General features: G+C 72.0%; 13 protein-coding genes. 2 read left to right on the plus strand and 11 right to left on the minus strand.

Annotated elements, in window-relative coordinates; translation table 11 throughout:
• From ABD665_RS16405 to ABD665_RS16445, 9 genes are all read right to left on the minus strand, one after another.
• Nucleotides 1-786: an SDR family oxidoreductase gene (locus ABD665_RS16405; protein WP_204910021.1), complete on the minus strand. Its 786-nt coding sequence runs from the start codon at nt 784-786 to the stop codon at nt 1-3.
• A gap of 40 nt (nt 787-826) precedes the next feature.
• Nucleotides 827-1,894 (minus strand): NAD-dependent epimerase/dehydratase family protein, encoded by a 1,068-nt coding sequence (locus ABD665_RS16410; RefSeq protein ID WP_204910022.1) that lies wholly within the window; start codon nt 1,892-1,894, stop codon nt 827-829.
• A gap of 62 nt (nt 1,895-1,956) precedes the next feature.
• Complete coding sequence (locus tag ABD665_RS16415; protein WP_204910023.1) at nt 1,957-2,313, minus strand: tautomerase family protein; 357 nt, start codon at nt 2,311-2,313, stop codon at nt 1,957-1,959.
• Between the two features lie 60 nt (nt 2,314-2,373).
• Nucleotides 2,374-3,162 (minus strand): ABC transporter permease subunit, encoded by a 789-nt coding sequence (locus ABD665_RS16420; protein ID WP_204910024.1) that lies wholly within the window; start codon nt 3,160-3,162, stop codon nt 2,374-2,376.
• Nucleotides 3,162-4,070, minus strand: a complete 909-nt coding sequence (locus ABD665_RS16425) for an ABC transporter permease subunit (RefSeq protein ID WP_204910025.1) — start codon at nt 4,068-4,070, stop codon at nt 3,162-3,164. Before ABD665_RS16425 ends, ABD665_RS16420 begins: the two co-directional genes overlap by 1 nt.
• Nucleotides 4,071-4,162: 92 nt before the next feature.
• Nucleotides 4,163-5,566, minus strand: coding sequence for an extracellular solute-binding protein (locus ABD665_RS16430; RefSeq protein ID WP_204910026.1), 1,404 nt, complete (start codon nt 5,564-5,566; stop codon nt 4,163-4,165).
• Nucleotides 5,567-5,846: 280 nt separating this feature from the next.
• Nucleotides 5,847-6,878, minus strand: coding sequence for a substrate-binding domain-containing protein (locus ABD665_RS16435; protein WP_204910027.1), 1,032 nt, complete (start codon nt 6,876-6,878; stop codon nt 5,847-5,849).
• A 70-nt stretch (nt 6,879-6,948) separates the two neighbouring features.
• The gene (locus tag ABD665_RS16440; protein ID WP_204910028.1) at nt 6,949-7,686 is read right to left on the minus strand and encodes a hypothetical protein; all 738 of its coding nucleotides are present in this window, start codon (nt 7,684-7,686) and stop codon (nt 6,949-6,951) included.
• Between the two features lie 27 nt (nt 7,687-7,713).
• A complete protein-coding gene (locus ABD665_RS16445) occupies nt 7,714-8,115 on the minus strand; it encodes a helix-turn-helix domain-containing protein (protein WP_204910029.1) in 402 nt (133 codons plus the stop codon).
• 281 nt (nt 8,116-8,396) lie between these two features.
• On the opposite strand from ABD665_RS16445, the gene ABD665_RS16450 reads away from it, so the two are divergent.
• On the plus strand, nt 8,397-9,842 hold the full coding sequence (locus ABD665_RS16450; protein WP_344742528.1) for an APC family permease: 1,446 nt from the start codon (nt 8,397-8,399) through the stop codon (nt 9,840-9,842).
• 77 nt (nt 9,843-9,919) lie between these two features.
• Here the strand turns inward: ABD665_RS16450 and ABD665_RS16455 are convergent, their stop codons facing one another.
• Both ABD665_RS16455 and ABD665_RS16460 read right to left on the minus strand, forming a co-directional pair.
• The gene (locus ABD665_RS16455) at nt 9,920-12,424 is read right to left on the minus strand and encodes a glycosyl hydrolase family 65 domain-containing protein (RefSeq protein ID WP_204910030.1); all 2,505 of its coding nucleotides are present in this window, start codon (nt 12,422-12,424) and stop codon (nt 9,920-9,922) included.
• The gene (locus tag ABD665_RS16460) at nt 12,421-13,143 is read right to left on the minus strand and encodes a beta-phosphoglucomutase family hydrolase (protein ID WP_204910031.1); all 723 of its coding nucleotides are present in this window, start codon (nt 13,141-13,143) and stop codon (nt 12,421-12,423) included. Before ABD665_RS16460 ends, ABD665_RS16455 begins: the two co-directional genes overlap by 4 nt.
• Nucleotides 13,144-13,257: 114 nt before the next feature.
• Between ABD665_RS16460 and ABD665_RS16465 the strand changes: the two genes are divergently transcribed.
• Complete coding sequence (locus tag ABD665_RS16465; RefSeq protein ID WP_204910032.1) at nt 13,258-14,235, plus strand: asparaginase; 978 nt, start codon at nt 13,258-13,260, stop codon at nt 14,233-14,235.
• Nucleotides 14,236-14,250: the final 15 nt, after the last annotated feature.

A 14,250-nucleotide genomic window follows, 5' to 3' on the forward strand; every position in this document is an offset into this window, starting at 1 on the left:
CTACATCCAGCCGCCGTCGACGACCCACTTCTGCGCGGTGCAGGAGCGGGAGTCGTCGGCGGCGAGCCACAGCAGCATCCGGGCCACGTCGTCGGGGTAGAGCCGTTCCGGCAGGCACTGGTTGCGCTCGATGGACGCCTCCGCCTCCGGCGTCACGCGCTCGGCCAGCTGCTTCTCGGTCATGATCCAGCCCGGGATGATGCAGTTCACCCGGACGTGCCACGGCCCGTACTCGCGGGCCAGCGTGCGGGTCAGGCCCTCCACCCCGGCCTTGGCCGTGATGTAGCCGGGCAGGTCCATCAGGTCGATGTGCGCGCTGATCGAGCCGAGGTTCACGATCGAGCCCCCGCCCGCGTCGCGCATCATCGGCGCGGCAGCCTGGGCGGCGAAGAAGTGGTGGCGCACGTTCACCGCGATGCGGTCGTCCCACAGCGCGACGTCGGTCTCGGCCACCCGGTCGCGGTGGTCGTTCGCGGCGTTGTTCACCAGGACCCGGACGGGCCCGAGGCGCTCGGCCGTCTCGGCGATCGCCGCCTGCAGGGCCGGCACGTCCCGGACGTCGCAGGGCGCGAACCACACGTCGGCCCCGCCGTCGACGAGCCGGCGCTCCAGCTCCCGGCCGCGCTCCACGTCGACGTCGACGAACCCGACCCGCGCCCCCTGCGCCGCGAGCTGGCCGACGAACTCGGCCCCCAGGCCCGACGCACCCCCGCTCACGAAGGCGGCGCGTCCCCGGAGGCTGGGGTAGGACGCGTACGCGGGGGTGTCGGCGGTGGGGACGCTCATCGGGCTCCTTCGGGGTGCGTGGCCGGGCTCGCCGCCGCCGTCACGCCACCGCGCCCGCGGGCTTCGGCGCCCGCTCGGCGAAGCTGGCCCGACCAGCGTGGTACGCGCCGACGATCCGGTCCAGCACCTCCGCGGTCGCGTCGTCCGGCCCGGTCGTGGCGGGGTGGTCGGCCCGCCACGCGACCATGCGGTGCGCGGCGCGGGCGAAGGTGAGCGCGGGCGCGTACGAGGGGACGAGCCGCCGAACCTTGCTTGTGTCGAAGACCGCGCTGTGCCCGATGTCGCCCAGCACCTCGCCCGACCAGAACCAGTCCGGCGCCACGACGGGGTAGAGCTCCGAGGGCACGTGGACGAGCCGCGGCTCGACGCCCAGCGCGGCCCCGACGACGGTGTAGATCTGGTCCCACGTGAGGACGTCGTCGCCGGTGATGTTCACGACCTCGCCGACGGCCTTCGGGCTGCCGAGCAGGCCGACGAGCCCCTGGGCGAAGTCCTCGGCGTGGGTCAGCGTCCAGAGCGAGGTGCCGTCCCCGTGCACCGGGATCTCCACGCCGCGGGCGATCCGGTCGACCACGGTCCACCCGCCCGGCAGCGGCGGGTTGGCGTCGTCGTAGGTGTGCGAGGGCCGCACGACCGTCACCGGGAAGCCGGTCTCGGCGCGGGCCTGCTGCAGCGCGAGCTCGGCGCGCCACTTGGCCGTCGCGTACGGGAGCACGGGGTTCGGGCCGATCGGCGTGGACTCGGTGATCGGCGTCGTCCACACCGGCTTGGCGTAGATCGAGCCCGAGCTGATGTGCACGTACTGCTCCGTGCGGCCGGCGAAGAGGTCGACCATCCGGGCGACGTCCGGCGCGTCGTAGGAGAGGAAGTTGACCACCGCGTCGAAGGAGCGGCCCTCGATCGCGGCTCGGAGCGAGGCGTCGTCGGCGACGTCGCCGGTCAGCCAGGTGACGCCCTCCGGCAGGTCGCGGTCGGCGGCGTTGCGGCCGCGGTTGACCACGGACACGTCCATGCCGCTCTCCACCGAGAGGCGCACGCAGGACGTGCTGATGGTGCCGGTGCCGCCGAGGTAGAGGACGCGCAGCGCGGCGCGGTCGTGCTTCATCATGGGTGGTCGTCCTTGGGGTCGGGTCGTGCCGGGTCGGGCGGGGTGGCGTGCGTCGCGCGGCGTCAGGCGCCCGCGTACCAGTCCTCGAAGCCGTTCTCGACGGTCGCGATGAGGACGTCCTCGCGACGGACGCCGACCTCGGCGAAGCGGTCCGCCACGGCCTCGAAGAAGCGCCGCTTGGTCGACACCGGGTACATGTGGACCATCGTCACGCGCACCAGCACCAGCTGCCGGCGGTCCACGCCGTTGTAGCCGGGGTCGAAGCGGAGCTCGCCGGGCCCGTGCGGGGTGAAGACCTGGAAGAGGTCGTCGGCCGGGATCTCGAGGACGTCGAGCTGGGCCTGGTGCACGGCCGCGCTCAGCTGCTCGCCGAGGGTGTCGAAGACCTCGCGGTCGAGGTCGATCTGGATGAGAGGCATGAAGGTCCCTTCAGCTCCGCCGGAGGTCCGGACGGATCGGTGGCTCTGGGTGGGTCCGGCTCACTTGAGGGCGCCGGCGGCGAGGCCGCGCTCGAACAGGCGCTGCAGGCAGAGGTAGGCGACGACCTCGGGGATCGCCGTCAGCACGGCGGAGGCGAGGATCTTGGTCTGGTCGTTGCTGAACTGGCCGACGAAGAACTGCGGCACGAGCGTGATCGTCTGCATCTCGGGCGACTGCAGGAAGACCAGCGGCATCAGGTAGTTGTTCCAGGCGCCGATCAGCGTGAAGATCACGATCGCCGCGGCGATCGGCCGGGTCAGCGGCACGATCAGGTGCACGAAGCCGCGGACGGCACTGGCCCCGTCGACCCGGGCCGCCTCGAACAGCTCGTCGGGGATGCCGTCCACGAAGGTGCGCGTCAGCAGCACCGCGAACGGGACCTGCAGCGCCGCCAGCGGCAGGATCACCGCCCAGTAGGTGTCGAAGAAGCCGAACGCCTGGGCCGTGGTGAACAGCGGCGCCAGCAGCACGACCTCGGGCAGGGTGAGGCAGGCCAGCAGCAGCCAGAAGTAGAGCTCCCGTCCGCGCAGGTGCAGTTTGGAGAACCCGTACGCCGCCAGCATCGTCACCACGTAGACGATGGCGATCACGCTCGCCGCGATCACGACCGTGTTCACGAAGAAGCGCCACAGGCCCGGCACCGCGAGGACGGCGGAGTAGTTGCGCCAGCCGTCGCCGGCCAGGGACCCCTGCACCATCGCGACGAGCGGGAAGAGGAAGGGCAGGACGAGCAGGGTCACGACGAGCTGCAGGAGCAGCCGTCCCCCGCGGCTGCGGACCTCGAACATCAGCTCACCCCCTGCTTCTCGCGGCCGCGGACCTGCATGAGGATCGCGAAGGCCAGGGCCAGCACGAGCAGGATCACCGAGAGCGCGGCGCCGTAGCCGACGTGCGACTGCGCGATCGTCTTGCGGTAGATGTACGTGCCGAGGAACTCGGTGGCGTAGTTCGGGCCGCCGACCGCGACCAGGTAGGGCACGTCGAAGGTCTTCAGCGCGCCGATCGCGCTGAGGATGCCGAGCGCGACCGTGGTCCCCCGCACCCCCGGCCAGATGATGCTGGCGAGGATGCGCAGGTTGCCCGCGCCGTCCATCCGTGCCGCCTCGAGGACCGACTGGTCGATCTGCGACATCGCCGCGAAGTAGAGGACGAACGTGAGCCCGGTCCACTGCCAGACGGTGATCGCCATGATCACCGGCAGCGCGGTGCTCTCCTGGCCGAGCCAGGGCTGGGCCAGCGAACCGAGCCCGACGTGCTCCAGCAGCCAGTTCAACTGCCCGTCCGGGGCGTACAGGCGGCGGAAGACCGGGGCGGTGATCGCCGGCGCCAGCACCACCGGGATGAAGATGATCACCTTGTAGACCACGGCCAGCCGCACCCGCGAGTGGAGCAGGACGGCGAAGACCACCCCGAGCGCGGTCTGCGCGACGAAGGTGACGACGAAGAAGACCACGGTGTGCTGGATGGTCTTCCAGAAGATCGGGTCCTGCGCGATCCGGGCGTAGTTCTCCCCGCCCACGTGCTCGGGGAACGGGTCGATCCCGTCCCAGTCCCACGTGGAGATCACCGCCGTGTAGGCGATGCAGTAGTAGATGAGGCCCACGCACAGCACCAGCGCCGGGAGGATCCAGACGTACCCGGAGGGCCGCAGCCGGCGGCGGGTGCCGGGGCCGCTCCCGGCCTCCGTCACCGCCACCGGCAGCGCCGGTCGTCCTACCGTCGTTCCTGTCACCGCTGCACCCCTGTCGGGTCGGGCCTGCGTCTGCGTGGAGAGGTCGTCGGAGCGGCTCAGCGAGCCGCCTCGGCCGCCTTCTGCAGCGTGTCCGCCGCCTCCTGCGGGGTGGACTTGCCGGTCGCGGTGGAGGTCGCGGCCGCGAGCATCGCGTCCTGCACGTCGGTCGTGAGCAGCGCGAAGCGGGGCTGGGTCACCGGGGCGACCTTGCCGAGCAGCTCCTTGACCGGCCCGGCCTGCGTCGCCGGGTCGACGAACGCGATCTGGTCGAAGTTCGGCTCGACGCCCTTGAGCGCGGGAACGTCGTTCAGCTGGTCCGCGACGGCCTGCTGGCCCGCCTTGGACGTCGCCAGCCACGTCACGAAGGTCTCGGCGGCCGCCTTGTCCTTGGCCTTGGTCGAGACCGACAGGCCGTAGTCGGCGTCGCCGAACATCTCGCTGACGTTCCCGGCCTGGGCGACGTCGGGGAACTGCAGGGGCAGGATCGGGAACGGCTTGGCGCCGGACACGCCGGCCGCCTTCAGCGCGGCGGTCATGGCCTTCTCCGTGGAGTACTGCGTGTACCAGGTGCCCATCTGCACCATCGCGTACTTGCCGGTCAGGAAGTCGTTGTTCGCGTCCGGGTACTGCTGGTAGCCCACCGCGCCCGGCTGCATGATCTTGCGCGTGAAGAGCTGCTGCCAGATGTCGAGCGTCTTGACGATGCCGGGCGAGTTCCAGGGCACCTCACCGCTGGAGGCCTTGGTCCACAGCCCGGGCTCGACCGAGTTGGCGATGGCCTGCAGCGTGTCCTGGTCGAACCCCTGGCCCGCGGCGCCCTGCACGAAGCAGCCCTGGTCGTGGGAGCGGAACTCCTGGCAGACCTTGTCCCACTCGTCGAGCGTCGTCGGCGGCTTCAGGCCGTACTTGTCGAAGAGGGCCGGGTTGTACCAGATCGTCCCGGAGTAGACGGCGCCGACGGAGGCGGCGACGAGCTTGCCGTCCTTGGTCAGCCCGCTGACGCCGGCCGGGGCGACCTTGGACTGCCAGTCGTCGCCCAGCGCCTTCTGCATGACGGGGGTGAGGTCCTCGGCGAAGGAGCCGTAGTTCTTCACGTACGCGCCCGGCTGCATGTCGAAGACGTCGGGGCCGGCGTCCGAGCGCAGGGCGGGCGGGAGCGCCGCCTGCCAGTCGGCGATCGAGACCAGCTTGAAGTTCACCTTGATGTCGGGGAACTCGGCGTTGAACGCGGAGATGTAGCCCTGCGCGGTGGCGACGTCGGTGGGCGTCCAGCCCCACCAGTTGACGGTGCCGGAGGTGGGCGAGCCGGCGTCCTGCTGTGAGGACTGGGCGCCGCCCCCGCCCACGGGCGAGCAGGCGGCGAGCGGGAGGAGGCTCGCCACGGCGGCGACCGCGAGCGCCCGGAGGGCCCGGCGCGACGTGGATCGGAGCGGCGTACGGCGAGGGTGCGGGAGCTGCATGACGGTGATCCCCTTCGATCGACCGGAGCCAGGCATCGGGGATCACGCCCGGGCGTCGGACCCGGACCGAACCGGAGGACCGAGGACGTCGCACAGAGCACCGCCCGCGTCCGACGGGCCCGCCCCCGGGGGGGGTGGGCGCCGGACCGTGCGTCACTCGGGCTGCGCTGACGTCGTCGTCCTCCGCGGAGCTGCCACCTGCGCAGCTCGCCGCGATGACGCGACGCTACTTGCGCTCCATCGAGAGGTCAAGTTTCTGAGGTGAAGAAGAAAGTTTCGTTCAGAGGCGCGGTGGAGCGGTGCTGTCGCGGACGACGAGGGTCGTCGCGAGGTCGATCCGCATCGGCGCCGGAGCCGTGTCGGCACGCACCTCGAGCGCCAGCTCGACCGCCCGTGCCGCCATCTCCGCGATCGGGACGCGCACGGTTGTCAGGGCCGGCCCGGCCCAGCGGGCGACCTTGAGGTCGTCGAAGCCCACGACCGACAGCTGCGACGGGATCGCGAACCCCAGCGCCCGCGCCGCCTCGTAGACCCCGAGCGCGTGCACGTCGGAGGACGTGAGCACCGCGGTGGGGGGCTGCGGCAGGCTCAGCAGCGCGCGGCCCTGGACGATGCCGTCGTCGTGGTGGAACTCCCCGCGGCGCAGGTGCTCCGGGCGCAGGGTCAGCCCCGCGCCCTCCAGCGCCGCGCGGAACCCGGACAGCCGGGCCGTGGCGGCCATCATGTCCTCGGGGCCGGTGATCACCGCGATCTCGCGGTGCCCGAGCTCGATGAGGTGCCGGGCGGCCGCGTACGCGCCGCTCCAGTCCGCCGAACCGATCGTCGGCACGTCCGGCGGCACGTCGCCGGCCGGTCCCAGCATCACGAAGGGGACGTTCCGGGAGCGGAGCTGCTGCATCTGCTCCGGCAGGAGGTTCGACGCGACCAGGACGACACCGACGGGACGGCGGTTCAGCACGCCCTCGATCCACCCCAGGTCCGGCTTCTGCCGGTCGCTCGTCCCCGACACGACCACGCCCACACCGCGCCGGCGGGCGACCCGTTCGATCGCGGCCAGCGCCTCCGCGGCCCAGGAGCTGTCGATCTCGAAGCAGAGCACCTCGATCAGCGGGGCGTGGTTCGGACCGGGGTTGCGCGGGTTGTACTGGTGGTCCGCCAGCAGCGCCTCGATCCGCGCGCGGGTGTCGCCGGACACCCCGGACCGGCCGTTGAGCACCTTCGACACGGTCGAGATCGAGACACCCGCCCGCTCCGCGACCTCGGCGAGGGTGGCTCGGGTGGCTGTCACGCCGCCTGCCGGGTCGGCGGACATCTGCTCACCCTAGCGGTCGGCCCCGCCGCGGGCCTCGTCGACGAGCGGGACGCGGCGGGGCGACGACGGCTCAGTCGAGCGACCCCGGACCTGACGAGGCGTCCTTGTCGGCCGCCTTCTCAGCCGCCTTCGCGGCCGCCTCGGCCTCGCGCTCCTGGGCGAGGGCCTGCGCGGGGCTGACCACCTCGGGCCCGCCGACCGAGGGCTCGGCCTTCGGCGGCCCGCCGGCGGCCGCGGCGGCCGCACGGGCGGCCCGGGTCGCGCTCTCCGGCGTCACGTCGTCCGCTGCCGTCGTGGGTGCCGTCCGGGCACGAGCGGCGCGACCGGTGACGTTCCGCCGGACCTCGGTCACGGCCTCCTGCACGTCGTCCACGACGGGGGCGACGGTCTCGGCCAGGTCATCCAGGTTGTCCTCCGCAGTCCGGCGCGCGGCGCGGGTGGCGGTCCGGACGTCGCCGACGCGGTCGTCCACCACGCGCTTGCCGCGGCCGGCGAGGGCGCCGTACGTGTCGCTCGCCTGCGCCAGCAGCTCCTCGGTCTGGCGCTGGATCTCGGCGAGCCGGGCGCGGGTGGTCTCGGGCAGGGTGCGCAGCTGCTCGGGCAGCGTGGACAGGAACTCGCGCAGCTCGTCGGCGTTCACGCGCGCCTGCTCGACCCGCTCCAGGCGCCGGTCGCGGATCTCGGCGAGGCGCTCCTCGGCGCGGCGCTGACGCGCCGCCACGTTGTCACGGATGGTCTCGGCGAGGACGTCGGCCAGGCCGGCGACCGCGTACAGCGGGGTCAGGTCGGACTCGTCGGGCTTGGGCATGGTGCTCCTTGGTGGGTCGGCCGGCGTTCAGCCGGCGGAGGTGTCGCGCGCGGGTTCGGGGGCGGGGTCGGGCAGGGAGGCCGCGTCCTCGGCGACGAAGCTGCGGTAGACGTCGAGCAGCACCTGCTTGTGCCGCTCGCTGAGCGAGCCGTCGGCCAGCACGGCCGTCTCGACCGTGCTCGTCGGGTGGTCCTCCGGGTCGAGGATCCCGGCCCGGACGTAGAGCGACTCCGCAGAGACCCGCAGCGCCTTGGCCAGCTGCTGCAGGACCTCCGCGGACGGACGCCGCAGGCCCCGCTCGATCTGGCTGAGGTAGGGGTTGGAGACCCCCGTCAGCTCGGCGAGCTGGCGCAGCGTGAGCTCCGCGGACCGTCGACGGTCGGCGATGTACTCGCCGACCGAGTCGAAGGTGCTGCTGCGCCGGGCCACACCTCCAGGATGCTTGCTGCTGCAAGCAGAAGCAAGCAGTGTTGATGGCCTCCGCTCCGCTCCGGCGCAGATCTCGCTCTGACCCTCTGCCTTCCTCCCTCCCGAGGACGACGGAAAAGCGTGTCGTCCTCGCTCGGTCGTCCAGGCAGAGGCGCGAGATCAGGCGGTGGCAGGGCTTCAAGCCCGGGTGGCGCGCGCCGTGCCCGGCTCCCACCCCTAGCCCTCAGCGCCACCGACCGACACACTGATCACCCGCAGTCCCCTGACGGAGGAGCAGACCCGTGAGCGAGACCACGACCGCCGACCGGACCGACGAGGCGAAGGACGAGCCCGGGCTGAAGCGGGTGATGGGGCCCAAGCTGCTGCTCCTCTTCATCGTCGGCGACATCCTCGGCACCGGCATCTACGCGGTGACCGGGACGGTCGCCAAGGAGGTGGGCGGGGTCGTCTGGCTGCCGTTCCTGATCGCCTTCGCCGTCGCGCTGATCACCGCCTTCTCCTACCTGGAGCTGGTGACCAAGTACCCGCAGGCCGCCGGCGCCGCGCTCTACGCGCACAAGGCGTTCGGGGTGCACTTCGTGACGTTCCTGCTGGCGTTCGCCGTCATGTGCTCGGGCATCACCTCGGCGGCGACCGCGGCGCGGGCGTTCGCGGCCAACCTCGAGGCGATGGTGAACGTCGTCCGCTCGGAGTGGCTGGGCGGCGCCGAGGTCGACCTGTCCTCGGGCCTGACGACGGTGCTCGCGGTCTGCTTCGTGCTGGTCATCGCCCTGGTCAACCTCCGCGGGGTCGCCGAGAGCGTCTACGCCAACATCGTGCTGACGTGCATCGAGCTCACCGGCCTGCTGCTCGTGATCTTCGTCGGCTTCTACGCCTTCACCCAGGGCAAGGCCGACCTGTCGCGGGTGGTCATGTTCGACACCGCCGAGGACAAGTCGATCTTCATCGCCGTCACCACGGCGACGTCGCTCGCGTTCTTCGCGATGGTCGGCTTCGAGGACTCGGTGAACATGGCCGAGGAGGTGCACGAGCCGTCGAAGGTCTTCCCCAAGATCCTGCTCACCGGCCTGTCGATCACCGGCGCGATCTACGTCCTCGTGTCGATCACCGCGATCGCCCTCGTGCCCGCCGGCGAGCTCGGCCAGGGCGACGCCCCGCTGCTCAAGGTCGTGAACGCCGGTGCGCCGGACCTGCCGATCGGCGACATCTTCCCGCTGATCAGCATGTTCGCCGTCGCGAACACCGCCCTGATCAACATGCTCATGGCCAGCCGCCTGCTCTACGGCATGGCCCGCCAGCGCGTGCTCCCGCCGGTCCTCGGCCGGGTGCTGCCGGGCCGGCGCACCCCGTGGGTCGCGATCCTGTTCACCACCGCGCTCGCCGTCGGCCTCATCACCGTCGTCGGCCGGATCAGCGCCCTCGGTGGGACCACCGCGCTGCTCCTGCTGGGGGTGTTCACGGTCGTGAACGTCTGCTGCCTGGTGCTGCGGCGCGAGCGCGTCGACCACGAGCACTTCCGGGCCCCGACGGCGCTCCCGATCGTCGGCGGCCTCGCGTGCGCCTACCTCGTCGGCCCGTGGACCGGCCGCGCCACCGAGCAGTACACGGTGGCGCTCGTGCTGATCGGGATCGGCATCGTGCTGTGGGCGATCACCTTCGTGATCAACCGCGCGCTCTACAGCCGGCACACCTACTTCGAGCAGCCCGACAAGATCGAGCACGGCTGAGTCTTCCGCCTCCGCTTCGCTCCGGCGCACGACCAGGCGGGGGTCCGCTCACGAGCGGGCGTCCCGGTCCGGAGCGGCTAGACCTTGGTCGCCTGCGGGACGCTGGCGGTGATCAGCGTCCCGTCGGGGCGCCGCTCGCCGCCGCGCGAGCCGATCGGCCCGTGCAGCCGGGGGCCCTGGTCCTCCAGCGGGACCCAGACCGGCGCGGCGGCCGACACCACCACGCGGTGGCCGCGGACGCTCAACTCCGCCTGACCGCCCTCGAGGACCACGAACCCCATCCGCCGCGCCTCCAGGTCGACCCGGACGCGGGTGCCGCGCAGGGTGAGCTGGAAGCTCAGCGACGGCCAGGCCTCCGGCAGGCGCGGGTCGAAGGTGATCACGCCGTTGTAGTCGCGCATCCCGGCGAAGCCGTAGACGAGCGCGTTCCAGACCCCGCCCGTCGAGGCCACGTGCACGCCGTCGCTGGTGTTGCCGTGCAGGTTGGCCAGGTCGACGTAGAGGGAGTTCTGGAAGTAGCGCAGGGCGAGGTCGGCGTAGCCCACCTCGGCCGCGATGATCGACTGCACGACCCCGGACAACGTCGAGTCGCCCGTGGTGATCGGGTCGTAGTACTCGAAGTCGACGCGCTTCTGCTCGGCGGTGAAGTGGTCACCCTGCAGGAACAGCGCGAGCACCACGTCGGCCTGCTTGAGCACCTGGAAGCGGTAGATCACCAGCGGGTGGTAGTGCAGGAGCAGCGGCCGCATCGCCTTCGGGGTGTTGGCGAGGTCCCAGACCTCGCGGTCGAGGAAGAGCGAGTCCTGCGGGTTGATGCCCGTGACCGGGTCGAAGAGGATCGTCATCGCCCGCGCGGCCGCGGTCCACTCCGCCGCCTCGTCCTGGCCGATGGCGAGCCGCTCCACCGCCAGCGCGTACGCCTGCGGCGCCTCGGTCCGCATCCAGCCAAGCGTCCACGCCGCCTGGTCGAGGTTGAAGCGGGCCATGACGTTGGTGAACAGGTTGTCGTTCACGACGGTCGTGTACTCGTCGGGCCCGGTGACACCGTGGATGTGGAAGCTGCGGCGGCCGCCGCCGTTCTCCCGCCAGAAGCCGAGGTCGGCCCACATCCGCGCGGTCTCCACGAGGATGTCGATGCCCTCGCGGTTCATGAAGTCGTGGTCGCCGCTGGCCGCGACGTACTTGCACAACGCGAAGGCCACGTCGGCGTCGATGTGGTACTGCGCGGTGCCGGCAGCGTAGTAGGCCGACGCCTCGGAGCCGTTGATCGTCCGCCAAGGGTAGAGGGCCCCGACCTGCGTCAGCTCGCGCGCTCGGGAGCGGGCGGCGTCCAGCAGCTTGTAGCGGAACCGCATCGCGCTGCGGGCCATCGACGGCGACGTGTAGGTCAGGAACGGCAGGACGTAGATCTCGGTGTCCCAGAAGTAGTGGCCGCTGTAGCCGGAGCCCGTGACGCCCTTGGCGGGCACGCCCGACTGCTCGGCGCGCGCCGCGGCCTGGGCGATCTGGAACAGGTTCCAGCGGACGGCCTGCTGCAGCTCGGGCTGGCCGGTGAGCACGACGTCGGAGCGGTCCCAGTAGGCGTCGAGCCAGCGCCGCTGGTCCGCCAGCTCGCGGTCGATGCCGTGGTCCGCGACCCGGTCCAGCACCCGACGGCACCGGTCGTTCAGCTCGCGCACGGGGACCCCGCGCGACGTGTGGTAGGTGACGGTCTTGACCACCGTGATCGTCTGCCCGCGCGAGGCGGCGACGCGGTAGACCATCTTGCCGGTGTCCTCGTCGGCGCTGATGTGCTCGGTGTACGCGTTCTCGGTGATGATCTGGTGGTCGACCCCGACGGCGAGCGTCATGCCCGAGTGGGCGCAGCGGTAGCCCATCATCAGGCGGTGCCCGTCCGCGGAGTGCGTCTGCGGCTCGAGCACCCGCTCGTGGAACCCCTCGGCCTTGCGCGGGTCGGCGAGGTTCCCCTCCCCCATCGCCGCCGAGCGCACGTGGTACTCGTCGCGCCCGTCCTGACGGTTCAGGGTCTGGCTGGAGATGACGACCGGTGCGCTGTCGTCGAGCATCGTGACCTCGAAGGTCATGATCGCCAGGTGCCGCTGGGTGAAGCTCACCATCCGGCGCGAGCTCACCTGCACCCGCTTGCCCGCGGGCGTGCGCCAGATGAGGTCGCGGTGCAGGACGCCGTCGCGGAAGTCGAGCGTGCGCTCGTAGTCCTCGAGGTCGGCGACCGGGAGCAGCAGCGGCTCGTCGTCGACGTAGAGCTTGATCGTCTTGTTGTCGGGGACGTTGACGATGGTCTGGCCGACCTTCGCGAAGCCGAAGGCCTCCTCCGCGTGACGGATCGGGTAGGTCTCGTGGAAGCCGTTGATGAAGGTCCCGTGCGCGTACGTCTCGCGCCCCTCCTCGACGTTCCCGCGCATGCCGAGGTAGCCGTTCCCGACGGCGAAGAGGGTCTCGGTGACGCCGAGGTCCCCGGCGCCGTAGACGACCTCGCTCAGGCTCCAGTCCCGGACCGGGAAGCGCGCGCGGTCCAGCGGGTCCTGGTGGTGCGGCGGGGTGTCCTCGTGCGAGCCCCTCATCGCTCGTCCACCAGCTCGGCGAGGTCGGTGACGACCTGGTCGGCCCCGGCGTCGGTGAGCTTGTCCGGGCCCACGCCCCGGTCGACCCCGATCACCAGGCCGAAGCCACCCGCGTGGCCCGCGGCGACGCCCGAGACCGCGTCCTCGAAGACGACCGTGTGCTCGGGGTCGACGCCGAGGCGGCGCGCCCCCTCCAGGTACGTGTCCGGCGCGGGCTTGCCGGCCAGGCCCGCATCCGCGGAGACCTGCCCGTCGACGACGACCTCGAAGCGGTCGGCCAGCCCGGCCGCCTCGAGCACGGCGGGCGCGTTGCGCGACGAGGAGACGACCGCGACCTTGGTGCCGACCTGCTCGAGGTGGTCGAGCAGGACGACCGAGCCCGGGTAGGGCTCGACGCCCCCGGCGGCCAGCGCCGCGGCGAAGAAGTCGTTCTTGCGGTTGCCCAGCCCGCACACGGTCTCGGCGTCCGCCGGGTCGGACGGGTCGCCCTCGGCCAGCGTGATCCCGCGGGACGCGAGCAGGTCGCGGACCCCGTCGTAGCGGGGCTTGCCGTCGACGAAGTCGAAGTAGTCGGCGTCGGTGTACGGCCGACCGGTCTCGCCGCGCTTCGTCAGGAAGTCGACGAAGAGGTCGCGCCAGGCGCGCATGTGCACCTCGGCCGTCGGCGTCAGGACCCCGTCGAGGTCGAAGAGCGCAGCGTCGTAGTCGTGCCAGTCCACGAGCGACAAGCGTAGGGCCCCATGTCCGTACTTTTGGTCGTCGCGCCGATCACGCGGCGCGGGCGGACGTGGTCAGGGCCGTCCCCGTCGTCCCCGTCGTCCTAGGGTCGGCGTGTGCTGCAGCCCTTCGACGTCGATCCCGTCCTCGTGGAGGTCGTCCGCGACGGCCTCGTGGAGAGCGTCCACCACGGCCGTGTCGCGGTCACCGGTCCCGACGGGGCGCTCCTCGCGTCGGTCGGCGACCCGGATGCGCTGGTCTACCCCCGCAGCTCGAGCAAGCCGCTGCAGGCGACGGGGATGCTGCGGGCGGGGCTCGACCTCGACGGCGAGCTGCTGGCGCTCACGTGCGCGTCGCACTCGGGCGAGCCGTTCCACCTGGAGGCCGTGACGCGGATCCTCGCGCTGGCCGGGCTGGACGAGACGGCGCTGCAGGACCCGGAGGACTGGCCGCTCGACGAGGTGGCCAAGGAGGACCTGCTGCGGTCCGGCGGGAGCCGGAGCCGGCTCGCCATGAACTGCTCGGGCAAGCACGCCGGCATGCTGCTGACCGCGGTGCAGACCGGCGCGGACACCGCCACCTACCTCGCTTCCGACAACCCCGTGCAGCGGGCGGTCGAGGACGCGCTGGCCGACCTGACCGGCGAGACGCCGGTCGGCCCCGCCGTCGACGGCTGCGGCGCACCGCTCTGGGCCGTCTCGCTCACGGGGCTGGCCCGGGCGTTCGGCCGGATCGCGCTCGGCGCCGGGACGGCGGAGGCCCGGGTCGCGGCCGCCGTACGCGCGCACCCGGAGTACGTCTCGGGGACCCGGCGCGACGAGCTGGCGCTGCACCGCGGGCTGCCCGGCGTGGTGGCCAAGGCGGGCGCGGAGTCGGTCTACGTCGTGGGGCTGCCCGACGGACGTGGCGTGGCGCTCAAGATCGACGACGGCTCGACGCGCGGCCGCGCCGTTGCCATGGCGGGGGTGCTCCAGCGCCTGGGGCTGGAGGCGGACGTCCTCACCGAGCAGGCGAGCGTCCCGGTCCTCGGCGGCGGGCGCCCGGTCGGCGAGGTCCGGCCGTACGCCCCGACCCTCGGCGGGATCGGGGCGTAGCGGCGCGGGACCGGC

The organism is Microlunatus spumicola, assembly GCF_039536445.1.
Taxonomy (GTDB): Bacteria; Actinomycetota; Actinomycetes; order Propionibacteriales; family Propionibacteriaceae; genus Microlunatus; species Microlunatus spumicola.